Source organism: Shewanella morhuae, from assembly GCF_900156405.1.
Lineage (GTDB): Bacteria > Pseudomonadota > Gammaproteobacteria > Enterobacterales > Shewanellaceae > Shewanella > Shewanella morhuae.
Map to the genome: position 1 here is coordinate 242155 of NZ_FTNN01000001.1, position 25815 is coordinate 267969.

Here is a 25815-nt window from a genome sequence, read left to right on the forward strand (position 1 = left end):
TATAGAGTAAAGTACGCGAATAAAAAAGGCTCAGTTCTATTGAACGGAGCCCTTTTTTCACGCATTTTGAGATAAAACCTATTTAACCATGCGCTTGTATTTTAAGCGGTGCGGCTCAACGACATCGGCGCCATAGGTATTTTTCAACCATGCCGAGTATTCGGTGTAGTTACCTTCATAGAAGTTCACTTGGCCTTCATCGCGGTAATCTAAAATGTGGGTCGCAATACGATCTAAGAACCAACGGTCATGCGAAATCACCATAGCGCAACCTGGGAATTCTAGAATTGCTTCTTCCAATGCGCGCAGAGTTTCAATGTCTAAGTCGTTGGTCGGTTCATCGAGCAGCAATACGTTACCACCGGCTTGCAGCAGTTTAGCTAAATGTACGCGGTTACGTTCACCACCAGACAGCGTGCCGATAATTTTTTGCTGATCGCCACCACGGAAGTTAAAACGGCCAACATAGGCACGGCTTGGGATTTCCATGTTATTGATGCGCATGATGTCTTGACCACCGGAGATCTCTTCCCAAATGGTGTTCTTATCATTCATCGAATTGCGGAACTGCTCAACGGATGCCAGTTGCACGGTTTCGCCCAGTTCAATGCTGCCGCTATCTGGCGTTTCTGCGCCGGATAACATGCGGAATAGGGTCGATTTACCTGCGCCGTTAGCACCGATAATGCCGACGATAGCGCCTTTAGGTACTGAGAATGACAGGTTGTCAATCAATATACGGTCACCGTAAGACTTAGTCAGGTTATTCACTTCAATAACCTTGTCGCCTAAACGTGGTCCGGGTGGAATAAACAGCTCGTTGGTTTCGTTACGCTTTTGGTAATCGTTAGTGTTCAGCTCTTCAAAGCGCGCCATACGGGCTTTGCCTTTTGACTGACGGCCTTTGGCACCTTGACGCACCCATTCTAATTCTTTGGCAATGGTTTTTTGACGGGCGCTTTCGGTAGCAGATTCTTGCTTTAAACGGGCATCTTTCTGCTCAAGCCATGAAGAATAGTTACCTTCCCACGGAATACCTTCACCGCGGTCGAGCTCTAAAATCCAGCCAGCGGCATTGTCGAGGAAGTAACGGTCGTGGGTAATCGCCACCACAGTACCGGCGTATTCCTGCAAGAAATGCTCAAGCCAAGCTACAGATTCGGCATCCAAATGGTTGGTCGGTTCGTCCAGTAATAGCATTTCTGGCTTTTCAAGTAGCAAACGACAAATCGCCACACGGCGACGCTCACCACCCGATAACACTGCAATTTTTTCATCCCAATCTGGCAGACGCAGGGCGTTAGCGGCGCGCTCAAGGATATGCTCTAAGTTATGCGCATCTTGGGCTTGGATAATCGCTTCAAGCTCGCCTTGCTCTTTTGCTAAGGCGTCGAAATCCGCATCTGGCTCAGCATAGGCGGCATAAACAGCATCAAGGCGAGTCAGGGCATTTTTTGCCTCCGATACGGCTTCTTCAATCGCTTCACGCACGGTCTGAGTCGGATCGAGTTTAGGTTCCTGCGGTAGATAACCTATTTTCAATCCCGGCATTGGGCGCGCTTCGCCTTCAATCTCGGTATCGATACCCGCCATAATGCGCAGTAGCGTCGATTTACCTGAACCGTTAAGGCCTAATACACCAATTTTGGCACCGGGGAAAAAGCTTAAAGAAATGTCTTTAAGGATCTGCTTCTTAGGCGGAACAATCTTACCCACCCGTAGCATGCTATAAACAAACTGAGCCATTTTTCTCTATCTTAAGTGACTAATGATGCGGCTGATTCTACTTGATTGTGCGCCGAACTCAACTCGACAATGAGCTAAGTTCAAGCTAAAACGCTAGGAATTTCATGTTGCAAATACTGGGATTGTGGCCGTGTTCCGAGTAGAATACCGCGCAACCCTACCTATAAGAATGAGCCGTTGGAGTAAGCAATGCTGAAAAAAGATATGAATATCGCAGATTATGATCCAGAACTGTTTAAGGCAATTCAGAACGAAACCCTGCGCCAAGAAGAGCATATTGAACTAATTGCTTCTGAAAACTACACCAGCCCACGCGTGATGGAAGCGCAAGGTTCACAACTCACCAACAAGTACGCTGAAGGCTATCCAGGCAAGCGTTACTACGGTGGTTGTGAGTATGTGGACGTGGTTGAAACCTTAGCGATTGAACGTGCAAAAGAACTTTTTGGCGCAACTTACGCTAACGTACAACCTCATTCAGGTTCTCAGGCAAACAGCGCTGTTTACATGGCATTGTTAAAACCTGGCGATACCGTACTGGGCATGAACTTAGCCCATGGTGGTCACTTGACCCACGGTTCACCAGTTAACTTTTCTGGCAAACTGTACAATATTATTCCTTACGGTATCGATGAGTCGGGTCAAATTGACTATGACGAAATGGAACGTATTGCGATTGAACATAAGCCTAAAATGATGATCGGCGGTTTCTCTGCTTATTCTGGTATCGTTGATTGGGCAAGAATGCGTGAAATCGCCGACAAAATCGGTGCTTATTTATTTGTGGATATGGCACACGTTGCAGGCCTTATTGCTGCGGGTGTTTATCCAAACCCAGTACCGCACGCACACGTAGTGACCTCAACGACCCACAAAACCTTAGCCGGTCCCCGTGGTGGCGTGATTTTGTCTGCAGCTGATGATGAAGACTTATACAAGAAGTTGAATTCAGCGGTATTCCCTGGTGGTCAAGGTGGCCCATTAATGCACGTTATCGCTGGTAAAGCGGTAGCGTTCAAAGAAGCGCTAGAGCCAGAATTTAAAGTTTACCAGCAGCAAGTGGTTAATAACGCTAAAGCGATGGTTGAAGTGTTCCTTGAACGCGGTTACAAAATCGTCTCTGGCGGAACTGAAAATCACCTAATGCTAGTTGACCTAATTGGTCGCGACTTAACCGGCAAAGAAGCCGATGCCGCTTTAGGTAGTGCTAACATTACGGTGAACAAAAACTCAGTGCCAAACGATCCACGTTCACCTTTTGTTACATCAGGTGTGCGTATCGGTACGCCAGCGATTACACGTCGCGGCTTTAAAGAAGTGGAATCAAAAGAATTGACGGGCTGGATTTGTGACATCCTCGATGATGCCCATAATCCTGCCGTGATTGAGCGTGTGAAAGGCCAAGTGTTGGCACTGTGCGCACGTTTCCCTGTTTACGGCTAATTTGCCTGTCATCTAAGCTTAATTAGATGACAGGCTGAGATCGACTACTGAGACTTATATTTAGCATCAGGTACTTAACATTAGGTACTTAGCGCTAGGTACTTACATCAGGTAGTTAACCTCAGCCCATAAATAGGATAAAATCCCATGGCCGCATCTAGCGGCCATTTTTATTGGTAAAATCTTAGGCCTAAATCAATTGAGTTTGGCTGAAACTTAGCAAACAAGGCTATTTACGGCTTTATCTTTATCTACAGGCAGGAGGTTCAATGTATTGTCCATTTTGCAGCGCGACAGATACTAAAGTTATCGATTCCCGTTTAGTGGCAGAAGGCCATCAAGTGCGCCGTCGCCGAGAATGCACCGAATGCCATGAAAGATTTACCACTTTTGAAGGCGCTGAGTTAGTGATGCCGCGGGTGATAAAGCGCGATGGTTCACGCCAACCCTTCGATGAAGAAAAACTCCAAGGTGGCATGCTGCGCGCCGTTGAAAAACGCCCCGTGTCTATGGATGAAATTGAACAAGCGCTCAGTAAAATCAAATCGACCCTGCGCGCGACAGGTGAGCGAGAAGTGCCGTCAGAAATGGTTGGTAACTTGATGATGGAGCAATTAATGACGCTCGATAAAGTAGCATATATACGCTTTGCTTCTGTGTATCGCGCCTTTGAAGATGTATCCGAGTTTGGCGAAGCGATAGCCAAACTGCAAAAGTAGTTATTCAGCTTTGCAGCCTTTAGGTTAGGCGTTTGGTCACATAGATTTGAAAGGTGGCTTTTATTAAATAGCTTTAACAGACTGATTTTATTAGCAAGGTGAAAGACGAAACCTTTAACAATAGGGTTAAACATGAGCTTGAACATAAGTTGGTCGGTGCTGGATATTCAAATGATGAGCCGCGCGATTCAATTGGCGCGTAAAGGCTTTTACACCACAAGGCCTAATCCTAGTGTTGGCTGCGTTATTGTTAAAGATAACCACATTGTCGGCGAAGGTTATCATCAAAAAGCGGGAGAGCCCCACGCTGAAGTCCATGCGCTGCGTATGGCGGGTGAAGAAGCTCGCGGCGCAACGGCTTATGTGACTTTAGAGCCCTGTAGCCATTATGGCCGCACGCCGCCCTGCGCCTTAGCGCTGATCAATATTGGCGTTAAGCGTGTGGTGGTAGCGGTGGAAGATGCTAATCCACAAGTCGGTGGGCGCGGTATTCGAATGCTACGCGATGCTGGCATCGAGGTTGATGTCGGCTTACAGCGCCATGAAGCTTATGCCTTAAATGCGGGCTTTATGAAACGTATGGAATTAGGACTGCCAAGAGTTACAGTCAAATTAGCGGCAAGTCTTGATGGTAAAACAGCACTGTCTAACGGTGTATCTAAATGGATTACTGGCCCTGAATCACGCCGCGACGTGCAGCGCTTACGCTTACGTGCTTGCGCGCTGGTAACGGGGATTGAAACCATACTGGCGGACGACCCTTCGCTCAATGTGCGTTATCAAGAGCTGGGCAGTTTAAAAGACAGGGTAACTGAGGCGCAATTACTACAGCCATTAAGAGTGATACTCGACAGTCGTGCCCGTTTGCCGTCAACAGCCGCTTTTTTGTCTATCGCATCGCCAATATTGTTGGTGTCGACCGTGGCATATCCCGCAGCGTTTCAAACACAATTGCCCTCCCATGTGAGTTGCCTTGTGTTACCCGCAATGGCAGGTCGCGTGTCATTACCTGATCTATTACGCTATTTAGGCCAAAGTTGTAATCAAGTGCTGGTGGAAGCGGGCGCAACCTTAGCGGGCGCGTTTTTAGCGCAGGGGCTGGCCGATGAGTTAGTGTTATACCAAGCGATGAAAATCCTCGGTGGGCAAGGGCGTAATTTATTACAATTGCCCGATTATCAAACCATGGCGCAAATTCCGGCATTAACCGTGGTCGATGAGCGTAAATTAGGGCCAGATACCCGTTTGACCTTGAGCCTTAAGCCAGATCCCTCTTTATCTAACTAAGTGAGTTAACCATGTTTACTGGGATTATTGAAGCCGTTGGCACACTGCGCAAACTGGAGCGTAAAGGCGATGATATTCGTCTTACTGTGGCGAGCGGCAAATTGGATTTAAACGATGTACGCTTAGGCGACAGTATTGCTACTAATGGCGTGTGCCTAACAGTGGTGCAGCAATTAGCTGACGGTTATGTGGCTGATGTCTCAGCCGAAACTGTAAGCCTAACGGGTTTTGCGAACTATAAAATAGGCACTAAGGTTAATCTAGAAAAAGCCGTCACCCCAACTACGCGTTTAGGGGGACACATGGTCAGTGGCCATGTGGACGGTATTGCTACGGTTGAGCAGCGTCTTGTTCGTGGTCAAGCCATTGAGTTTTGGTTAGCGGCACCCGCAGAGTTAGGGCGCTATATTGCCCATAAAGGTTCTATCACCATTGATGGCGTAAGCCTAACGGTGAATGAAGTCGACGGCAGTCGTTTTCGCTTAACCATAGTGCCGCATACTGCAGGAGAAACTACCTTAATTAACCTGCAAGCGGGCGATAAGGTGAATATCGAAGTAGATTTAATTGCCCGTTATCTTGAGCGCTTGATGAATTACGATGGTAAAGACAACAAGAGCGGTGGCGTAACGATGGACATGTTAGCCCGTGCCGGCTTTGTGCGTTAGTGCACTGGCAATCGCACTGCTAAGGTGTAAAATTTCATAACAACAGCAAAATCATAAGGTCCTACAATGGCGCTGCACAGTATAGAAGAGATCATCGAAGATATTCGTCAAGGTAAAATGGTTATTTTGATGGATGACGAAGACAGAGAAAACGAAGGTGATTTAATCATGGCTGCCGAATTGGTAACGCCAGAAGCGATTAATTTCATGGCGAAATATGGCCGTGGATTGATTTGCCAGACAATGACCAAAGCACGTTGTCAGCAATTGAATCTGCCTTTAATGGTAACAAATAATAACGCCCAGTTCTCGACTAACTTTACAGTGTCTATTGAAGCAGCTACAGGCGTCACTACTGGTATCTCGGCTCACGATCGTGCCGTTACGGTAAAGGCGGCAGTGGCTAAAGATGCCAAAGCGTCTGATTTAGTGCAACCTGGGCATATCTTCCCGTTAATGGCACAGGATGGCGGCGTGTTAATTCGTGCTGGCCACACAGAAGCGGGTTGTGATTTAGCGCGTTTAGCTGGGCTTGAGCCTTCTGGTGTGATTGTTGAAATTCTCAATGAAGATGGCACCATGGCACGCCGCCCTGATTTAGAGGTTTTCTCAGAATTACATGGTATTAAAATTGGCACTATCGCGGCATTAATTGAATATCGCAATACCCAAGAAACCACGGTTGTGCGTGAGGCTAAGTGTAAGTTACCTACTCGTTTCGGCGAGTTCGATATGGTGACCTTTAGAGACACTATCGACAATCAACTGCATTTCGCTTTAATTAAAGGCGAAGTGAAGAGCGATTGCTTAGTGCGAGTGCATTTACAAAATACCTTTAATGACTTACTACATTCTGAGCGCGATCAGCAACGTAGCTGGCCACTTGAGAAAGCAATGCAGCGTATTGCAACCGAAGGTGGAGTCCTCGTTTTATTGGGTAGCCAAGAACCCGCCAGCGAAATACTTGCTAGGGTAAAAGCTTTTGAAGCTGAAGATCAAGGTCAAGCGCCTGCTTCTGCCAAATGGCAGGGTACTTCGCGCCGCGTTGGCGTGGGCTCACAAATCTTAGCTAGCCTTGGCGTGACTAAAATGCGCTTACTTAGCTCGCCTAAACGTTACCATTCGCTTTCTGGCTTTGGCCTTGAAGTGACCGAGTATGTGGCGGACTAAAAACCAAAGTTACACTGAAGTAAAATTAACAATTTCTGATAATTTGCATAGGGCTCTGGGCAATGGGCTGTGATATCATGTCGCCACTTTTCGCCCCGAGCTGGGTGCTTTAGCTAAATTAGGTAAGATAATGAACGTAGTTCAAGGTAATATCGAAGCGAAAAATGCCAAAGTTGCGATTGTAATTTCGCGTTTCAACAGCTTTTTAGTTGAGAGCTTGCTTGAAGGTGCACTTGACACGCTGAAGCGTTTTGGCCAAGTCAGCGACGACAATATCACTGTTGTCCGTGTACCAGGTGCTGTTGAGTTGCCGCTAGCTGCGCGTCGCGTAGCTGCCAGTGGTAAATTCGACGGTATTATCGCATTAGGTGCGGTGATCCGTGGTGGTACTCCTCATTTTGATTTTGTTGCAGGCGAATGTAATAAAGGACTAGCTCAAATTGCTTTAGAATTTGATCTACCTGTTGCTTTCGGTGTGTTGACCACAGATACCATAGAACAAGCTATTGAACGTTCAGGTACCAAAGCGGGTAACAAAGGCGGCGAAGCTGCTTTAAGCCTGTTAGAAATGGTCAATGTTCTGCAAGAACTTGAACAACAGTTATTATAGTAGGAAAAATAATGAAGCCTTCTGAGCGCCGCAAGGCCCGCCGTTTAGCCGTTCAAGCCATCTATTCATGGCAACTAAGCGGGAATAATATTGCCGATGTCGAGCATGAGTTTTTAACTGAACAAAGTCTCGATGGTGTTGATGTAGCTTATTTTCGTGAGCTATTTTCAGGCGTTGCAACGAAGAAAACCCAATTGGATGATTTAATCATCCCGCATCTGGAGCGCCCGATTGATGAAGTGTCTCCAGTTGAGAAAGCCATTGTTCGTTTAGCGACCTATGAGCTGACTTTCCGCAAAGATGTGCCGTATAAGGTCGCGATTAATGAAGCGATCGAATTGGCGAAATCTTTCGGTGCGGACGAGAGTCATAAGTTTGTAAACGGACTGCTCGACAAACTGGTTGCACGTAAGTAACAAAGACAAACGGTATCTTAGGATACCGTTTTTCATTGCTAACAAAGGTGGCCGATGTGAGTCGTGCCAAACTGTACAGTGAAAGAATTCCAATTAATTGAATGTTATTTTAGCAATCGCGGCCCCACTCGCCGTGATGTCAAGCTAGGCATCGGCGACGATTGCGCTTTAGTGCAACCGGCAGAAAATAAGTCGATTGCTATCTCCTGTGACACCTTAGTCGAAAATGTTCACTTCTTCCCCGATATGCCTCCAGCTGCTTTAGGCTACAAAGCCTTAGCGGTAAATTTATCTGATTTGGCTGCCATGGGCGCAGAACCCGCGTGGATGACGCTTGCTTTAACCCTGCCTGACGTCGATGAAACTTGGCTCAGTGGTTTTAGCGAGGGGTTGTTTGAAGCCGCCAATTACTATGGCATCGCTTTAATTGGTGGTGATACCACTCGCGGTCCGCGGGCGATTAATATTACCGTGCATGGCCAAGTTCCACAGGGTAAAGCCCTCACGCGACACGGTGCTAAAGCGGGTGACTGGATTTATGTTACCGGCACGCTTGGCGATTCCGCTTTAGGTCTGGATATTATCCGCGGTGCTCAGCAAGCCAAAGCCGAAAACAAAGAATTCCTTATCAATCGTCATTATCGTCCAACGCCAAGAGTGTTAGCAGGCCAAGCGCTACGATCATTAGCCTCTAGTGCGATTGATCTTTCTGACGGTTTTATTTCAGATATTAGCCATATTCTTAAAGCTGCAGAGGTGGGTGCAATTGTTGATGTTAATTGCATTCCGTTATCATTGGCGATGAAAGATACTGTGAGTGAGGAGCATGCATTAGGTTATGCACTTACGGGTGGCGAAGATTATGAACTGTTGTTCACGGTTCCAGAGTCCCAAAAAGGTGCCCTTGAAACAACATTGAACCATACGGGGACTAAATTTGTCCGTGTTGGGCAAATTTGTGCTGGCAGCAAACTAAAATTACAACTCAATGGTGAGCCTTTTATTCCACCGTATTACGGTTTTGAGCACTTTTAAGCGAAGAGCGTGTTAATGAAATGGTTGTCAAAGGATGAGGCGTTAACTCGCCTGTCATTAAAGAACCCTGTGCATTTTTTAGCACTCGGTTTTGGTAGTGGACTTGCCACTAAAGCGCCCGGTACTTTCGGTACTTTGGCAGCTATTCCCTTGTATTTGCTTATGGCGCCATTACCGCTGGCTTGGTATCTCGGTTTAACCTTAATCAGTGTTTTGGCGGGTTTTTATATTTGTGGTAAAGCTGCAAATGATATGGGCGTACACGATCACGGCGCCATTGTGTGGGATGAAGTGGCTGGGCTACTAATCACTATGATAGCAGCGCCAGCAGGCTGGGTTTGGCTATTAGTCGGATTTGGTCTATTTCGCTTTTTCGATATCATTAAGCCTTGGCCGATTCGTTGGCTTGACGCCAAAGTTGAAGGTGGTTTTGGCATAATGATCGATGATGTTTTAGCTGGCGTGTTCGCCTTTATTTGTTTACAAGGGCTAGTGTGGTGTTTTAGCTAACAGCTAGTCCTTTGTTTTAACTATAGTTATATATCAATTTGGTTCTCTCATCGTGTTGTCCTTGACTCTCTTTTTTCCTCCTATTGCAGCAGTTCTCTAGCGTTTGCTAGCGTATTGCTGGTGATAGTGTCGCCGCCTAATAGTCTGGCGAGTTCTTGTATACGTTGCTCACGATCGAGTGATTTCATGGTTGTTTCAGTGCTGCCCGCTTTATTAAACTTATCGACAAACATATGTTGGTGCCCATTGCCCGCAACTTGGGGTAAGTGAGTTACGCACAATACTTGAGTCGACTCGCCTAAGCTGCGTAACATACGGCCGACCACTGCGGCGGTTGGGCCAGAGATACCCACATCTACCTCATCAAAAATCAACGTTGGGGTGGCGACTTTTTTCGCCGTAATGACTTGAATACCTAAGCCTATTCGTGAAAGTTCACCGCCTGAAGCCACTTTAGAAATGGGTTGTAAAGGCTGGCCTGGGTTAGTGGTCACCATAAATTCAATATTGTCACTGCCATTGATGGACATCTGCTCTGGGTGGAAATTGACTTCGATAGTAAATTTCCCCTTGGGCATATTCAGTTCGTGAATTGACTGAGTAACGAGTTTATCAAGCTCTTTAGCATATCTTGCGCGGCTTTGACTGAGCTTTTGTGCATTGCTAAGATAAGCGCTTCTGCTGGCATCAACTTGTAACTGAATTTCTTCGAGTTTGCTTTCATCGCTGTCTAAGGTGCTCAGTTCAGTCTTTAAGGCTAAGTGATGGTCGGCTAATTTATTCGGGCTAACATGGTGCTTACGCGCCAGTTGCATGGCTTTTGATAGCCGTTCTTCTAAATAGGCAAAATGGGTTGGATCGAGTTCAAGTTTACTTAAATAATGCTGTAATTCACCGGCACTTTCTTGTACTTGGATTAGTGCATCATTCAGCATAGTGCTGATATTACTTAATGCGGGATCGTAACTTTGCAGATCTTCTGCCAGAGAAACAACTCGATTGAGTAGTGATTCTATATTACTTTCTTCGCCTTCAGTGAGTATGTCTAAGCTTGCCTGACAGGTATCAATGAGCTCAGTGCCGTTAGCCAGTCGTTTGTGCTCTTGTTCAATTTCATCAAACTCATCGACTTTAAGATCAAACTCATCAAGTTCTTCTACTTGATATTGCACTAGTTGTTTACGAGCAATCCGTTCATGCTGAGAGGCTTCTAGCTGTTTTAGATCGGCTTCAATTTGCTTACAACACTGAAAACTCGCACTTACAGTATCAATCAGTAATCTATGGTTTGCATAGCTGTCGAGCAGGGTGAGTTGATGCTCACTTTTTAGCATTGCATGGTGTGCATGTTGGCCGTGAATACCAATGAGTAACTGACCTAGTAATTTGAGTTGTGTCAGTGGTACTGGATTACCGTTGATATAGGCCCGTGAGCGGCCATCACTGCCAATGGTCCGGCGTAGGATACACTCATTGTCGAGCTCAAGATCGTTATCCTCTAACCAACGTTTGGCCAGTGGAATATCATCCAAAGAAAAGCGCGCACTAACCTCTGTTTTACTGGCTCCAGGGCGAATGCTGCTGGCATCGGCTCTATTACCTAGACATAGGCCTAAAGCGTCGATAGCGATCGATTTACCAGCTCCCGTCTCACCTGTAATGCTGGTCATACCGGGACGAAAATCTAATTCTAAAAATCGGACGATAGCAAAGTTATTAATGCTGAGTTGGCAAAGCATAGCGAATCCCTGTCGAAAACACACCAAACCACTGTATTGATAAACAGTATATACTGATTTTATATACAGTAAAGCGGCTTGAGTAAATAATCAACAAAATTGCTAGTTAATATTTTTAATCTATTGATTATGAGTGAGTTCTTACTAGAGATTCTAATATGGGTAAACTGAAAAAAGTCACTATTGTACCGAATAAAATACCCTGAGCACTGCTTGATGCCTGAGTATTGTAGCGCTGAGCGAGTAAGTAGGCGCTAGCCGCAGTAGGCAATGCACTTAAGATCACGGCCATAATTAAATAGTCCCCAGTTACAGCAAAACTTTTAAGCATAAAATAAATAAGCAAAGGTTGAATCACCAGTTTGAACAGGTTGATAAGGCTAAGTTCTATGACGTTTTTAAGGCTAAATACCTTGCTATCTTTTTGATAGCGCATCGCTTTGGCTAGCACCATGCCGATTGCAAATAGTGCGCAAGGGCTTGAGGTATTGCCTATCTGCTGGATCATCAGTGCGAGTCCAGCAGGTAATTTTATCTCGAGTGCCGAAATACCCACACCAATTAAGCTGCCAATAACAATAGGATTTTTGCCTATCGCCATTGTTATTATAACGAAGGCGTGATGTTGTCTTTGTGTATTTATCGCTAGTTCCATTGATACTAAAGCTACAGCAAACATCAGCACTGATAATAAGCTGGCAATCGCTGCTGCAATTAAAGCGCTTTGTTGTTGCGGGAACAGGATGATAAGTAACGGGATACCAATAAAAGCTGTATTGCCGAAGGTGGCATTGAGTGCTCGAATGGCGGCAATGGCATGTTGCTGAGGATCCACCAGCAGGGAAAGCCCAAGACAAATAAGATAAGTGATGATCATAGCCGTGCTGTAGCCGGCAATAAAACCCCATTGCAAAATCTCATCAATTGGTTGCTGTGCAAGGGCAATAAGCATGATTGCTGGGAAGGCAATATAATAGACATACTGGTTAAGTACTTGATCCGTATCAACGGGTAAGATTTTTAGTTTTTGTACTAGCGTGCCGAGCAACATAATCCCGAATACGGCAAACAGAGGGGTTAAAATAGTCATTCCCTCACTCATCCTTACAATTAAATGGTTATAAACTCACTGCGGTTATTTTTCACTGGCGCATTAACTCTTAATGATCGTGTTGTAGTATTTATTGAGTTTATGTAGTTAAAGGCATCAGAGCTATTTTATATACTTTAAGGGCTGCAGATAGAAAACGTTATCAGCGTTTTTTGGCTATAACGGTATTTTTAGGCATCATATTTTGTACTTGTTTCACATCTTGAAGGCTTGTACGTGTCTCAGGTAATACGCCTAATTCTAAATAATATGCGACTAAACGGCGTAACTCAAACAATGAACCAATACGATGTTGATCTTTAATTGTGAGTTTCCAACTATCGGTATGGCCTTCGCTATTAGTTAAGATAAATCCTTGATAAATAAGTTTTCTCATAGGGATAACTCCAAATTAACAAAGGATCATAGTTAACGATAGCACTTATTTATTATGGAATTTACCTCACCACAAGATATTTTAGTGAAGAGCATTGGCGATTATTTTTCTTAATGAGTGCTTGAGTTGCCCCAAGCACTTGGCCAATTAAGCTATGCTAATACCGATATTTGATACGCCTGCTTCAATAATATCTTTGCGTAAACCCTTTACCAGTTCTGCAGTAATTTTTGGGTTTTCTTCGATAATTTCGAGTAGCGAATTTTGTAGCTCTTTTTCTTCTTCCATGACTTCATGGGCGAAAACAAAATCATCTAATGCTTCGTCGACTAAATCGACATCGCTGATAGCTTCAATATAGTGAGCAACAGTGCTTGAAGAAAGTTTACTGATATTGATGATATCTTCTTCTATTTTATCTTGGATAGCACTCAATAATGTCGAAATGGCAACTACGGTATCCATAGCAGGATGAACACCATAGGCTTCAAAATTAGCAGGATCTGGGGTGTTATCCTCTAGGCGTTGCAAATGCACATCAATGTTGAATTTAAGCTTAGAGTCGTACTGGGACTGCCACAGTAACTCTAATACCGTACTTAATACGCTAGGATCACCAAACTCACACACCTCAGAAAATAGCTGATAGTTCGGCAGCATACGTTGGCAAAGTGCAGTAGCAAAGAGTTGTTTTTGTGGCAGTGTTAACGCCTTTAGACGTTTAAAAAAGCCCGTTTTTTTGGTCATCTGTTATTTCCGCTGATAGCTGTGATATCACTTGATTTGCTGCCGATTCTACCTTAGTTAACTCATCAAGTAACTCTAGTATTTCTGGGTCAAGATCTTCAACAGCACTTCCTCGCTTTAGTGCTGATTCAATTTCTTGGCGTAATCTTTGTGTGGTAGGCACACCGCAGTAGCAGCTCGCACCATGCAACTTATGGATCGTGCTGAGCATAACGGCATGATCGTTTTGATTTAACGCTGTTTGGATTGTCTCCACCGTTTCGGGTAGAGAGTCGAGTAACATTCTTAGCATGTCTAAGGCGAGGCTAGCCTTATGATTAGCTTGGGTTAAGCATAAATCCCAATTCAAAGTATGCAGATCAAAATGGGTAAACTTAGGCCTTGTGATCCAGCGATGAATTACATCTTTAAGCGCCGCTTCATCAATCGGTTTGGGTAAGTATCCATCCATACCACTGCCTAAAATCAACTCGCGTTCTTCAGCTATTGCATGGGCCGTTACCGCAATAATCGGTGTGTTGCGGTTCATTGAGCCTTGGCGAATGAGTTTTGTCGCACTGATACCATCGGTACCCGGCATCTGAATATCCATAAAAATCAGATCGAAAGTACGAGTTTTGGCTTGCTTAACCGCCTCATTACCATTGTTAACGGCAACGACGGTCGTCACCAGTTCGCTCAATAAGGTATCAATCAGTTTTAAATTGGCAAAGTTATCATCCACCGCTAATACGCTTAAGGATTGGCGAGCTGCCGGCGTCGTTATCGTAACGGGAGCGATAATATTGTATTCCATTGGTGGGTAAATTAAGTTGTGGGCGAGTTGGTGCTCACTTATTGGTAGCGATAACACCACATCGGCATTAGGGCGAATAAACTGGGTTAAAATATCTTGTTCTTGGCAATCGAATAACACCACGAGACAATCTGTTTTAGTTTTTGCAAACGTTAAAGTGTCTACTAATTGCGCTGGATTACTGAACCCATGACAACTTAGCAGCACATAATCATACTTGCCTTCAGCAGTGTTGAGCGTAGCTAATAGGCTTGGAATATGTTGTTGATGGGTGACACTGGTTCCCCACTGATGGAGTTGGCGACTTAATACCGTATGAGTCAGAACACGGGGTTCGTAAAATAATACCGTTTTATTTTTGAGTTTTTCAAGCGGCAGAGAATCACTCATTTGGAACTGGCCTAAGCCGAGTGGCAAACTAAACCAGAAGTTAGAACCTTTCTCTGGCGATGATGTAAAGCCAATATGGCCACCCATTTGATTAACTAGGCGTTTAGTGATGATAAGGCCAAGTCCTGTACCGCCAAAGCGGCGTGAAATGGAGGAGTCAGCTTGACCAAAGGCTTGAAATAAAAAGTCTTGCTGGCTCTCATCGATACCGATACCCGTGTCTACTACATCACAGCGCAATATCACTTGTTCATCTGACTGGCTTTGCAGCTCAATTTTGACCATTACACTGCCAGAGTCAGTAAATTTAATGGCGTTACCGACTAAGTTATTAATAATTTGGCACACCCGCATGGCGTCGCCATGGACACTATCGGGAACATCGGCTGCAATATCAACGACCAGTTCTAGACCTTTAGCTTGAGCGCTTGTTGAGATCAAGGTTATGGCATCAGCGATGGTTTCTCTAAGGCCGAATGGCATGTTTTCTAACACCATTTTACCGGCTTCTAACTTAGAAAAATCGAGGATATCATTGATGATACCTAAAAGATTAGTGGCGCTGCGTTCAATAGTTTTGATGTAATCGACTTGGCTTGAATGCAGAGGTGTTTTAACCAATTGCCTTGCAAAACCAATCACGCCATTAAGCGGAGTACGTAATTCGTGTGACATATTAGCTAAAAACTCAGATTTAATCCGGCTGCCTTCTAAGGCACGTTTTTTGGCTAAATCCAACTCGACGTTTTGGATTTCAATCTGCTCTAGGGTTTCGCGTAAATCTGAGGTGGCTTGGTCGATGTTTTGCTGCATTTCATCATGGTATTCCGAGAGCGAACCCGCCATGGCATTGATACCACGCTTGAGCAAATCGAGTTCACCAATCAAATTACCGTTTAAGCGCGCATCCAATTTACCCTCACGGATTTTAGCGACAACGCGCACCATTTCAGTTATAGGCCGAGTCACGTTTTTTACGAGACGGAAAGTAAACAACAGGTTTAATTGCACGCCAATTAACACAATAATAAAGGCAGCAACCGCGGCTCTGTGCTGTTCGAGTAAGGCACGTTCTTTATTGATAATAATAGAAATGTAGCCCAATAATGGTCCATTATTAGTCACAACATCAAAACTGGCTGGAGCGATTGCTGACGGCGTAATCGCAAAAATTGGCGTCCGTAAAATAAGGCTGTCGCCTACATGTTCAACCTCTGTTTTACGTAGGGTATTAAGGGCTTCTTTGTAGCGCATGGTTTCAAAATCTTTGTGGTAGTGTGAGGTCACAAAGAGTTGGTTATTGATATCAAAAATGGCGATAGATTTTACTAACGTTGACTTATTGAGTTGCGCCGCAGCGAGTAAGCGCTTGGTTGCTTCGCGATCCTTTGCCGCTAAGCCCATTTCACTGACAATTGACAGTGGTTCAATAATATTGCTGCCTTGTTCGACGAGCGTATCTTCGAGCTCATAAAATCGGTTTATGGTAAAGTAGCTTCCTAGAAGGATACCGACCAAGATTGTTGGCGCCAACGCCAGCATAAGAACCCAAGAACGTAGGCTGTATTTGGTCATGTTATTGACAGGCTTCATAGCAGCGGCGGTTTTTCCCGTGACATAGACGAAGATAATTTTATAAGACTGCCAGAAACAGGGCGGTCTTTGCCAGTATTTTATTGATTCAGAGGCCTAAATGGCACAATTTTTTAAAGCAAAACCCAATAGTTCCAAACAGTTGTCAGCCAAGTTGTCGCTGAGCGTGAATCAACTTGATCACCTAGGCGCAGGTATAGCACAACATCAGGGCAAAGTCGTGTTTATCCCCGGCGCGTTGCCTAATGAAGTGGTGACTGTGCAGCTGACGGAGCAAAAGAAAAATTATGCTCGCGCTAAGCTTATCAACATAGATACAGCCAGCGCTGAGCGAGTAACGCCCGAGTGCCCACACTATCACACCTGTGGTGGTTGTGACTTGCAACATATGTCATTAGCGGGTCAGCGTGAGCATAAAGAAGCTGCGCTGCTAGATATTATGGCAAAGTTTGCTGGCGCTGAAGATGGCGCTTTATCGCCGGCATTAACGGGTGAAGGTTGGCATTATCGCCGCCGCGCCCGTCTTGCGACATTATTTGATAAAAATACCAAGCATTTAAGTTTAGGTTTTCGTGCCGCTAGCAGTAGCAATGTAGTGCCTATTAGCCAGTGTCAGGTATTAGCTAAGCCATTATCCGATTTAATAGTGCCGTTTGCTAAGCTGCTGAATCAATTATCAGCTAAAGCGAGTTTAGGCCATCTTGAGCTGATTGCCGCCGACAATGGTCATTTTGCCGTGCTGCGCGTGACTAAGGCTTTAAACGATAAAGATATCGCTAAGTTGTCAGCTTTTGCTGAGTTACATCAAATTTATATTTGTCTGCAGGACAATGAAGGTCAGTTCCAAGCTATTGGCGCTGAGTTAGTGTTACCGGTTTATCAATTGTTAGATGAAAATGCACCGTCCAATGCGGTGAATTTAAGTTTTACACCCGGTAACTTCGTGCAAGTGAACGGACAAATAAATAAGGCGATGGTCGCTCAGGCGATGGATTGGTTAGCCCCTGTAGCGGATGAGCGCATTTTAGATTTATTTTGCGGTATGGGAAATTTCAGTTTGCCCTTAGCAAAAATGGGCAGCGATGTGATTGGCGTTGAAGGGGTTGCTGAAATGGTGACGCAGGCTCGCGTCAACGCAAAAGCCAATAATTTAGATAACTTAACCTTTTATCATGGTGATTTAAGTGCGGATTTATCCCTTGAACCTTGGATGGGTAAAATCGATAAATTACTGCTCGACCCCGCCCGTGCTGGCGCTTTTGAAAGCTTGCAATGGCTGAAGAAAATGAAGCCGCGCAAAGTGGTATATGTGTCTTGCAATCCAGCCAGTTTGGCCCGCGACAGTGCAGTGTTGTTAGAGCGTGGCTATAAACTACAACAGTTGGGACTTATTGATATGTTCCCACAGACGCATCATATTGAAGCGATGGCATTGTTTGAATTAACCAAGTAAATTGCAGCGTTTGGGTAAATAGAACGTTGAATAAAATATAAAATGAAGTATTTATCCCCGTTAGGTTTGACAAGTTCACGCTAATGCTGAAGATAGAAGAGCTGAAGTGGTGCCCACTTTCTCTGAGCACAGATAAGGAAATAAAGTAGATGGTCTCTGTTCGCGAAGCGCATTTTAATGATCCTGACTTTCAATTAGAAGATTGGGTGGCTCGCTATGTTGGTCATGCCGATGAAGCGCAGATGCTGCTCTCCTTAATTGGGCAGATTGATGCCTTGCCCGCTCAAAGCCCTGCTGCGAAGAGAGGACTACTCGAACGTGCCCGCGAGATGGTCGAAATCCTGGCGCCAATGAATATGGATATCGAAACCTTACAGGCAGCGATTCTGTTTTTAGTGTTAGACGCAGGCTTATTGACCGAAGAAGCGATTCAAGAGAAATTTGGTGAGCCTCTGGCCCGTCTGGTCGCAAGTGTCGTGACCATGAATGCCATTGGCGCGCTGAAAATTAATCCAAATAGTCGCTCAACCGAACCGCAAATCGACAATATCCGCCGCATGTTACTGGCTATGGTCGAAGATGTGCGCGCTGTGGTGATTAAACTGGCTGAGCGTGTGTGTTTGCTACGCGCAGTAAAAAATGCCGATGAAGAAACAAGGGTGTTACTGGCCCGCGAAATTGCCGATATTTATGCGCCACTGGCCAATCGTTTAGGTATTGGTCAATTAAAGTGGGAGCTAGAAGATATTTCGTTTCGCTATCTGCACCCAGATATTTATAAAGATATTGCCAAGCAGTTAGATGGCAAACGGCTCGATCGCGAAGTCTTTATCGACAAGTTTGTTAGTCAGCTACAACAACGCCTCGATGAAGATCAAATTCGCGCTAAGGTCTATGGTCGGCCAAAACATATCTACAGTATCTGGCGAAAAATGAAGGGCAAGCACCTTAAATTTGACGAGCTGTTTGACGTGCGCGCGGTGCGTATTGTGACTGAACGCCTACAGGATTGTTATGGCGCATTAGGTGTTGTACATACCCTTTGGCATCATATTCCGCGCGAATTTGATGACTATGTGGCTAACCCTAAGCCTAACGGTTACCAATCAATTCACACCGTAGTGGTGGGGCCTGAGGGTAAAACCGTTGAGATTCAAATCCGTACCCAAGACATGCATGAAGATGCAGAGCTCGGCGTTGCGGCGCATTGGAAATATAAAGAAGGCCATCATTCTGGTAAGCAAAGTGGCTATGAAGAGAAAATTAATTGGCTGCGTAAAATTTTGCAATGGCAAGAGGACGTAGTCGAAAGTGGCAACTTGGTTGAAGAGATTCGCAGCCAAGTGTTTGAAGACCGAGTTTATGTGTTCACCCCAAGCGGTGAGGTAGTTGACTTGCCTCTAGGCTCAACCGTACTCGACTTTGCCTATTACATTCACTCCCAAGTAGGGCATAAGTGTATTGGCGCTAAGGTCGATGGCCGTATTGTGCCGTTCACCTATCAGGTTGAAACTGGCGAGCGTATCGAGATCATTACCTCGAAACAGCCTAACCCTAAGCGCGACTGGCTCAACCCCAATTTAGGTTATATCCGTACTTCGCGAGCGCGCTCGAAAATTCAGCATTGGTTTAAGCAGCAAGACAGAGATAAAAATATTATCGCTGGTAAAGAAATGCTGGAAACTGAGTTAGCTCGGGTTTGCCTTAAAATTAAAGACGCCGCCATTGCAGTTGAGCGCTTTAATATGGCGAGTATGGAAGACTTACTGGCGGCCATTGGTGGTGGTGATGTGCGTCTGCATCAAGTGGTTAACCATATTCAAAGCCGATTGCGACTCGATGAAGTATCGGAAGAAGATGCCGTCGAAGAGCTCGTTAAGAAAAGTCAAAACAAACCTATTTCAAACAGCCGTGGTCAAGGCCAAGTAGAGGTCAATGGTGTGGGTAATTTGCTTAACCATATCGCCCGTTGTTGTCAGCCCGTTCCCGGTGATGAAATTTTCGGCTTTATCACCAAGGGGCGGGGTATTTCGGTGCATCGCGCTGATTGCGAACAAGTTAAAGAGTTAATGCGAGTTCACCCTGAGCGCGGTGTTGAAGTGGTTTGGGGCGAAAATTACTCTGGTGGCTACCGCATGCGTCTGCGGGTACTGGCCCACGATCGCAGCGGATTATTGCGCGACTTAACCTCAGTGCTAGCTGCTGAGAAATCCAATGTATTGGCTATGAGCTCATCATCGGACACTAAAAACCAGACAGCAGCGATTGAGTTGGAGCTTGAGCTTTATAACCTCGACGGTTTATCGCGGGTGCTATCGAAACTGACACAAGTCGATAGTGTGATAGAGGCAAGACGGCTTTAAGTATCATTCACTACAGTCAAAAAAGCGGCAGGGCGAATTTCACCTGCCGCTTTTTATTTTATGGGGAATTGTGCGGCATGGCCGTACGCCATTTCAGCTATTGAGAGCTTAGCTTGTTCTTATACCATGGATACAGGGGCGCCATGGCATCCACTCACCGACACGGTAAATAGAAACCTAGGGTTTCAGAACTTATGAACGAGAGCCATGGATGGCGAACTGGCAATTAAACAGAGATGTTGTTCAAGTCAGTCCTTGGATGCTCGACCGCCCCGTCCGTGGGGCGATCATCTCGTTAATTTCTTGATTGGCAGCCTATTCCCATTCGATGTCTTGCAATAAAAAGTGTTACGGGTGTTCCAACTTTTTTCTAATTGATATTTTATCTTTTTTCAGGGCAACGAAGGCTTGGCTATTGATATTTTCAACCGCTCATTGTCACAAACCAGCACATTTTTATCACACTGAATCTGTGCCAACTTGCTCATTCGCTCAGCTGCCTGAGCTGTTGCCCGTTGAAAGCCTAATAGGCCCAGAGCTGCAGAAGCTGCATCCGTCACGCTAATGGCATGGGCGTCTTGTACTGTCAGCAATAAGGCGTTGGTGAGCTCGGCATCACAGACGTTTTCCAGCTTACGGGTCGCGGTGTCGACGCTGTTCCAGTTTCTTAACTTGACTGTACTGCGGCCATGCGGCCATAACACTTCATCGCTATCTAGCTGGATTAATCCTTTGGCAACAGCGCCTGTAATGGCCTGGTCTACAGTGCGTTTAATTTTGGCGCCAACCCGTGTCAAGCCAGCAGCATTAGCTAAACGAGTAGCAACTAGGCTGGCGAATATTGGGTATTCGGTTTCAACAATACGCTCCACTGCATACACCAACATACTTAAAGGGATGGCGCTGAAATCATCGACATGCGGAATATTGAGCTTAGACACATCAGCTTTTTTATAGGGCGTAGTGCAGGCTTCAAATTCTGGTTGTTCTTCTTCAACCCGCATTATTGGCGTTGCAATGGTCTCTGGCGCAGCAACTTTGTGTTTCACTTGTCTGGTACAAGTGGCTTGTGCTGCCATTGTTACCATCAGCTCGTCATGTTGGGTTATGGCTTTGTCTATGAGTACTTTCAGGCGATGTAATTCTGCCTCTGGATCTCGAAACCAGTCAGTGGACCAAATGCGTTTAAAGCTCCAGCCAAGGCCTTCCAGTACACTTTGCCGCAACCTTTCGCGGTCGCGTGCCGAAGTTGCTCCATAATAGTCAGCGCCGTCATATTCCAGCGCCAATACAAATTTACTGGGGTCTTCAGGATGCTTGATGGCTAAGTCGATGTAGTAACCTTGACTGCCGACTCGGGTGGCTACCTGATACCCTAAACGTTGGATTGCCTGATGCAGTAGGGCGCCAAAAGCAAAGTTTTGTTCCTGCTGTTTTTCATAGGCTTTGTTCAATTGGCCTGATTCGGCAAACTGCAAAAAGATTTGCAGTGAACGCACACCAAAAGGGCTGTCTGCGCCAACTTTCAGTTCATCACCTTTGAAGTTGGCAAACACTTCCATTGCCAATCGCGCACGTGAAATCAGTACGTTTAACCGCCGTTCGCCGCCTGGTTTGTTCAGAAGGCCAAAATTCTGGCTCAGCTGGCCTGTGCTGGTTTTGCCGTAACAAATACTGATTAAAATAACGTCGCGTTCGTCACCCTGCACGTTCTCCAGGTTCTTTACAAAAAACTCATCACCACCTGCATGTTGCGCAAAGAATTCGTCAGTTTCTGGCTGTAAGCGGCGCTCTTTTTCCAGCTCAAGCAAGATAGCATCTCGCTGCGAAAGGCTAAACGCAACCACGCCTAACGATAGGTGAGATTTAGTTAAAGCGTGATTCAGTACTGCTGCAACAACAGCTTTTACTTCGCCAGTATTAGTGCGAGAGCTGCCTTTGTCGTAATGCGTTTCAGGTAAATAATGAAACTTCAGCCCTGTTGCATCGGGGTGAAAGCCTGGGCTTGGAAAGGCCACTAACTTGTTTTTATAAAACTGGTCGTTGGACACTGCGATCAGTGAATCGTGGCGAGAGCGGTAGTGCCAGCGCAGCATTTTGCTTGCCGCACCACGGGCTTCCATTAATGCCAGAATACTTTCCATTTCTGCGGTGGCGCTGCTTTCCAGTTCCTCATCTTCCAGTTCAACGGCTTTACCAAACAGGTTGCTTGGTGGCATTTGCTTACTGTCACCTACCACAATTACTTGCTGCCCGCGCAGCATTGCGCCTAAGGCATCGGGTGCTGGAATTTGACTCGCTTCGTCAAAAATCACCAGGTCAAAATCTAACGTACCTTGTTTTAGGTAGGTGGCGATGGACATAGGGCTCATCATAAAAATAGGTTTTACTTGCTGGATCACGTTACCTGCTTCAGCCAGCAATTTCCTAATAGGAATATGACGTTTTTTCTTACCTAGCTCACGCAGTACCAATTCTATTTCACCTTTAGCTGTTTTCTTCGGCAAGCGCTCGTACAGACTATTTACTAAAAACTCTTGGGCGAAAAATAAACTGTTACCATCAATACGTTTAAAGTCGCGTAGGCTTTGTTCATGTTTATTGCGGTCAAATTGCCGTATTGCTTCTGAGCTGTCATAGGCATTGTTAACCAGACCAGAATAATAGCTAAGTTCGAATACCGTCATTAGCAAGTCTGAGGCTGCATGCCATGAGTACGCCAGTTTAGTGAAGTCCTTAATGTTATAAGGCTCAAACGCCTTAATAATCTGGTTGTAGCGCGCAAAATCGTAAAATAAGGCTGAGTTTTTCCAGCCCTCTAACAAAGTATTGAGCTGCGCAAATTGCATTGCTGCTAAATCATGGTTTGGATGGCTGTCGGGGATTTGTATCAGCTCTTGCAGCGTTTGTGCTTGCACTGCAATAGCGTTACAAAGCGCAGTCAGTGAGTTTGTCTGGTCACGCAGCAGCTTTTTATCAACGCCTTTATCAATCAGTTCAGCCAATGACTGCGACAATTCAACACGGTTTACCTTTGCATAAAAGGTGTTTATCCAGCTGTGAATTTGCGTTAATTCATTGTGCTCCGAGAATTCGCCTTGCCACAGCGGGCCAAAAGCTTCAGATAACAGGGGGTGGTAGCTAGTTAGCTCTTTTTTCGTGCTTTGGTAAGTTAAAGCAGTATCTAATGCAGTAAGCCAGTCGGTAGACGAAGTGGGCAGAGCGCCAAGCCAAAGCCCTGCTAGCTGTGCTTTGGCTTGGCGATAGCTGGACGACAGGAGACGCCACCATTTATCTGTTTTGCAAATCAAGCCTTGGCGAATACTCAGCAAATCGGCATCCAGCGCCTGCGTGATAAAGTGCTGTTCGCAGCTGGCTTTGAGTGATAAGAAATTGGCCAGACAAGACAGGCCGTTATCGATCCGCTTTTTTTCTAAAGCCCATATGGGGATATTTACTTTAACGCTTTTAAGATCCGGTACTTCGGATAGCCAGCTCGTTGTTGAAATCAGCGGTGCGACTTGTTGCAAGCTTTGTGGTTTATCAAGCTGCAGAAAAACACTGACGGTTTGAGTTTGCGTATCAAGTTGGCTAAGCAACTGGCATATTTCTGCCAAGGTAGAGGTTAATGCCTGCTGCAATGCAGGTGAAAAGTCAGTGCGACCAGACCTCGCAAATGGATGCGCTGCAGGTATGCCAATGCGTGCTAGGTGCTGTACTAATTCCGTAACCAGTTTCCTCGCATTACTGTATTCCTCAGCTGTCCATTGTTCGAAGTAGCTAAAGGGGAGTGCTGGTAAGGAGTTGTCTGGAGCCTTTGTTTTCAATTGCAGCAATGAGCCCAACGCTTCAATGTAATTGATACCGCTACGCAGAATAGGGGCTCGGATGGCATGCACATAAGCATCCAGCGAGGCTTTTGATTCCGCTAAATCTGAAAACTCTTGCTCCCGGTTTGCTGTTTGTGGCCGACCTTGCTCAAGTGACTCAGCAATAGAACCAAGCACAGATTTCTTGGTACTTTTGTGACTATGTAGTTCGAGTACGGCGTAGCCCATATGAGTTTCATCAAGGCGTTTTTTCACCACATCAAGTGCTGCCATTTTTTGTGCAACAAACAGCACCTTTTTACCCAGCGCAAGCGCTTCGGCAATAATGTTGGTGATAGTTTGGGATTTACCTGTACCTGGCGGCCCTTGAATGATCAGGTCCGCGCCAGATTTCATCGCCAAGATTGCTTCAATCTGGCTGGAATCGGCGTCTTTTACCAAGTGGAGTTTTTCTGGATGATTCAGATCTGCTGGATTGATCTCTGCATCGTGGGGAAAGCCATCACGAAATAAGCGGCCAATCAAAGATAACTGTGATGGTTTTTTTCCTTCCGGCCAGCCTGTAGGGTCCAAGTCCATGTACATTTGAAACTTGCCAAAAGAGAACAGCCCTAAACCAATTTTATCTTGATGCACCCGCCATGAAGGTTGCGCTGTAATCGCATCAGCTACCGCCTGATAATAATCTGTGATGACCATCTCATCAGAATAGGCGGGAAGCATTAACTTAAACTCAGTCCTTAGTTTTGCTGCTAAGGTCAGGTTTGAACCCAGATCTTCGCCTGTGTAGCGTAATTTGAAGCTATCTCTGGCTGATGAGCGCATTAGTTGAACAGGGATCAGAATTAAAGGCGCATATCTTGAAACCGATGAGTTTGTTGGCTCATTCCACTGTAAAAAACCAAGTGCTAAATACAGAACCTCGACACCTTGCTCTTGCAGCATGGTATGGGCTTCGGTTTCCAGTTTCAGCAGGGCTTTATCCAGCTTAGCGGGCACTAATCCGGTTTGTAGGTATTTGTCGGTGAAGCGGGCCGCTCCCTTTTTCTGTTCGAGGTATAAATCAAGAGGTGGCAATTCCGAATCATCGTCGGTCTGAAAGAATGATCCTTCATCTTCGCTGTCGGCAATTTTTTGTTGATAAGCTTCTGGCAATGGTAAAAAGCTGAGTGTGTTTTCTTGCTCAACCAGCATTTCAAATATCTTGGCAGATTGCTCATCAATAATGTCGAGGGCTTTACTACCACTGCGGTAATTCAGCTGAGGGTTGGATCGAAGACCCATATCAAGTAATTCCAGACGCGCACGTTCCAGTTGCTGCTCAACAACCATAAAAATCCATCTCCGAGATATGCTGAACAGCAATAGTTTTCACTAGGTTTTTGCTGGTGGCGTTGGTTAAAAATCTACCATATCAATGGTTGTTTCTAAAAGCAATCTTGCGGATTATTAGAATGATAAGAACAAGTCGTGCAGGAAGTGAGTGGCTGGATATTAGTGTTAGGGGCCGTTAATAAATTTAACGATATTAGCTAAAGTTGATGGTGCTATTCGCATGAGATTCCTGCTCACCTAATGACTCATCAAGAAAAATGTGTCCCAGCATTTCTGGGTATACTCTTTTGCCAGCAAATTGCCTAATCGGCCAGCCTTCTTGGAGCTATTAAGCTCTAAGGAATGATTTAAGCAGCAACGCCATGCTAATTGATCATGAATATGGCTCATGTTCTAGGTGAAATAAAACCGTTTTTGTTCATGTGCCGAACCACGTATAAATGACTCCAAGCGAAATATTAGACAAGCTTGAAGTTGC

General features: G+C 45.4%; 18 protein-coding genes. 11 read left to right on the plus strand and 7 right to left on the minus strand.

Annotated elements, in window-relative coordinates:
• Positions 1-78: 78 nt before the first annotated feature.
• Complete coding sequence (ettA, locus tag BW947_RS01070; protein ID WP_076496473.1) at positions 79-1746, minus strand: energy-dependent translational throttle protein EttA; 1668 nt, start codon at positions 1744-1746, stop codon at positions 79-81.
• A gap of 189 nt (positions 1747-1935) precedes the next feature.
• Between ettA and glyA the strand changes: the two genes are divergently transcribed.
• The 9 genes from glyA (at position 1936) to BW947_RS01115 (ending at position 9604) form a co-directional block, all read left to right on the plus strand.
• A complete protein-coding gene (glyA, locus tag BW947_RS01075) occupies positions 1936-3189 on the plus strand; it encodes a serine hydroxymethyltransferase (protein ID WP_076496474.1) in 1254 nt (417 codons plus the stop codon).
• A gap of 269 nt (positions 3190-3458) precedes the next feature.
• The gene (gene nrdR / locus BW947_RS01080) at positions 3459-3908 is read left to right on the plus strand and encodes a transcriptional regulator NrdR (protein WP_076496475.1); all 450 of its coding nucleotides are present in this window, start codon (positions 3459-3461) and stop codon (positions 3906-3908) included.
• 132 nt (positions 3909-4040) lie between these two features.
• Complete coding sequence (ribD, locus tag BW947_RS01085; RefSeq protein WP_076496476.1) at positions 4041-5195, plus strand: bifunctional diaminohydroxyphosphoribosylaminopyrimidine deaminase/5-amino-6-(5-phosphoribosylamino)uracil reductase RibD; 1155 nt, start codon at positions 4041-4043, stop codon at positions 5193-5195.
• Positions 5196-5206: 11 nt separating this feature from the next.
• A complete protein-coding gene (locus BW947_RS01090; RefSeq protein WP_076496477.1) occupies positions 5207-5863 on the plus strand; it encodes a riboflavin synthase in 657 nt (218 codons plus the stop codon).
• A gap of 66 nt (positions 5864-5929) precedes the next feature.
• Positions 5930-7033, plus strand: a complete 1104-nt coding sequence (gene ribBA / locus BW947_RS01095) for a bifunctional 3,4-dihydroxy-2-butanone-4-phosphate synthase/GTP cyclohydrolase II (protein WP_076496478.1) — start codon at positions 5930-5932, stop codon at positions 7031-7033.
• 130 nt (positions 7034-7163) lie between these two features.
• Positions 7164-7643 carry a 6,7-dimethyl-8-ribityllumazine synthase gene (ribH, locus tag BW947_RS01100; protein ID WP_076496479.1) on the plus strand — a complete coding sequence of 160 codons (480 nt, stop codon included), beginning with the start codon at positions 7164-7166 and terminating at the stop codon, positions 7641-7643.
• A gap of 11 nt (positions 7644-7654) precedes the next feature.
• Positions 7655-8059 carry a transcription antitermination factor NusB gene (nusB, locus tag BW947_RS01105; protein ID WP_076496480.1) on the plus strand — a complete coding sequence of 135 codons (405 nt, stop codon included), beginning with the start codon at positions 7655-7657 and terminating at the stop codon, positions 8057-8059.
• A 78-nt stretch (positions 8060-8137) separates the two neighbouring features.
• Complete coding sequence (thiL, locus tag BW947_RS01110) at positions 8138-9094, plus strand: thiamine-phosphate kinase (RefSeq protein WP_076496481.1); 957 nt, start codon at positions 8138-8140, stop codon at positions 9092-9094.
• A 15-nt stretch (positions 9095-9109) separates the two neighbouring features.
• On the plus strand, positions 9110-9604 hold the full coding sequence (locus tag BW947_RS01115) for a phosphatidylglycerophosphatase A family protein (protein WP_076496482.1): 495 nt from the start codon (positions 9110-9112) through the stop codon (positions 9602-9604).
• 80 nt (positions 9605-9684) lie between these two features.
• On the opposite strand, the gene recN is transcribed toward BW947_RS01115, so the two are convergent.
• The 5 genes from recN to barA all read right to left on the minus strand — a co-directional run bounded on the left by recN (position 9685) and on the right by barA (position 16356).
• The gene (recN, locus tag BW947_RS01120) at positions 9685-11343 is read right to left on the minus strand and encodes a DNA repair protein RecN (protein ID WP_076496483.1); all 1659 of its coding nucleotides are present in this window, start codon (positions 11341-11343) and stop codon (positions 9685-9687) included.
• A gap of 127 nt (positions 11344-11470) precedes the next feature.
• Entirely contained in the window at positions 11471-12433 is a 963-nt protein-coding gene (locus tag BW947_RS01125) for an AEC family transporter (RefSeq protein WP_076496484.1), read from the minus strand.
• Positions 12434-12596: 163 nt separating this feature from the next.
• A complete protein-coding gene (locus BW947_RS01130) occupies positions 12597-12830 on the minus strand; it encodes a DUF3319 domain-containing protein (protein WP_076496485.1) in 234 nt (77 codons plus the stop codon).
• A 147-nt stretch (positions 12831-12977) separates the two neighbouring features.
• Positions 12978-13577, minus strand: coding sequence for a YjaG family protein (locus tag BW947_RS01135; RefSeq protein ID WP_076496486.1), 600 nt, complete (start codon positions 13575-13577; stop codon positions 12978-12980).
• The gene (barA, locus tag BW947_RS01140; RefSeq protein ID WP_076496487.1) at positions 13552-16356 is read right to left on the minus strand and encodes a two-component sensor histidine kinase BarA; all 2805 of its coding nucleotides are present in this window, start codon (positions 16354-16356) and stop codon (positions 13552-13554) included. Before barA ends, BW947_RS01135 begins: the two co-directional genes overlap by 26 nt.
• 100 nt (positions 16357-16456) lie before the next feature.
• Here barA and rlmD point away from each other — a divergent pair, with 100 nt between their 5' ends.
• Positions 16457-17809, plus strand: a complete 1353-nt coding sequence (rlmD, locus tag BW947_RS01145) for a 23S rRNA (uracil(1939)-C(5))-methyltransferase RlmD (protein WP_076496488.1) — start codon at positions 16457-16459, stop codon at positions 17807-17809.
• 149 nt (positions 17810-17958) lie between these two features.
• Positions 17959-20172, plus strand: a complete 2214-nt coding sequence (gene relA, locus BW947_RS01150) for a GTP diphosphokinase (protein ID WP_076496489.1) — start codon at positions 17959-17961, stop codon at positions 20170-20172.
• Between the two features lie 392 nt (positions 20173-20564).
• Here relA and BW947_RS01155 read toward each other — a convergent pair whose 3' ends face one another.
• Positions 20565-25334 carry a DUF3320 domain-containing protein gene (locus BW947_RS01155; RefSeq protein ID WP_076496490.1) on the minus strand — a complete coding sequence of 1590 codons (4770 nt, stop codon included), beginning with the start codon at positions 25332-25334 and terminating at the stop codon, positions 20565-20567.
• Between the last annotated feature and the right edge of the window lie 481 nt (positions 25335-25815).

Coding starts and splice junctions, on each gene's coding strand:
- ettA (WP_076496473.1), bottom strand. CDS start 1,746: ATGGCTCAGTTTGTTTATAGCATGCTACGGGTGGGTAAGATTGTTCCG.
- glyA (WP_076496474.1), top strand. CDS start 1,936: ATGCTGAAAAAAGATATGAATATCGCAGATTATGATCCAGAACTGTTT.
- nrdR (WP_076496475.1), top strand. CDS start 3,459: ATGTATTGTCCATTTTGCAGCGCGACAGATACTAAAGTTATCGATTCC.
- ribD (WP_076496476.1), top strand. CDS start 4,041: ATGAGCTTGAACATAAGTTGGTCGGTGCTGGATATTCAAATGATGAGC.
- BW947_RS01090 (WP_076496477.1), top strand. CDS start 5,207: ATGTTTACTGGGATTATTGAAGCCGTTGGCACACTGCGCAAACTGGAG.
- ribBA (WP_076496478.1), top strand. CDS start 5,930: ATGGCGCTGCACAGTATAGAAGAGATCATCGAAGATATTCGTCAAGGT.
- ribH (WP_076496479.1), top strand. CDS start 7,164: ATGAACGTAGTTCAAGGTAATATCGAAGCGAAAAATGCCAAAGTTGCG.
- nusB (WP_076496480.1), top strand. CDS start 7,655: ATGAAGCCTTCTGAGCGCCGCAAGGCCCGCCGTTTAGCCGTTCAAGCC.
- BW947_RS01115 (WP_076496482.1), top strand. CDS start 9,110: ATGAAATGGTTGTCAAAGGATGAGGCGTTAACTCGCCTGTCATTAAAG.
- recN (WP_076496483.1), bottom strand. CDS start 11,343: ATGCTTTGCCAACTCAGCATTAATAACTTTGCTATCGTCCGATTTTTA.
- BW947_RS01125 (WP_076496484.1), bottom strand. CDS start 12,433: ATGACTATTTTAACCCCTCTGTTTGCCGTATTCGGGATTATGTTGCTC.
- BW947_RS01130 (WP_076496485.1), bottom strand. CDS start 12,830: ATGAGAAAACTTATTTATCAAGGATTTATCTTAACTAATAGCGAAGGC.
- BW947_RS01135 (WP_076496486.1), bottom strand. CDS start 13,577: ATGACCAAAAAAACGGGCTTTTTTAAACGTCTAAAGGCGTTAACACTG.
- barA (WP_076496487.1), bottom strand. CDS start 16,356: ATGAAGCCTGTCAATAACATGACCAAATACAGCCTACGTTCTTGGGTT.
- rlmD (WP_076496488.1), top strand. CDS start 16,457: ATGGCACAATTTTTTAAAGCAAAACCCAATAGTTCCAAACAGTTGTCA.
- relA (WP_076496489.1), top strand. CDS start 17,959: ATGGTCTCTGTTCGCGAAGCGCATTTTAATGATCCTGACTTTCAATTA.
- BW947_RS01155 (WP_076496490.1), bottom strand. CDS start 25,334: ATGGTTGTTGAGCAGCAACTGGAACGTGCGCGTCTGGAATTACTTGAT.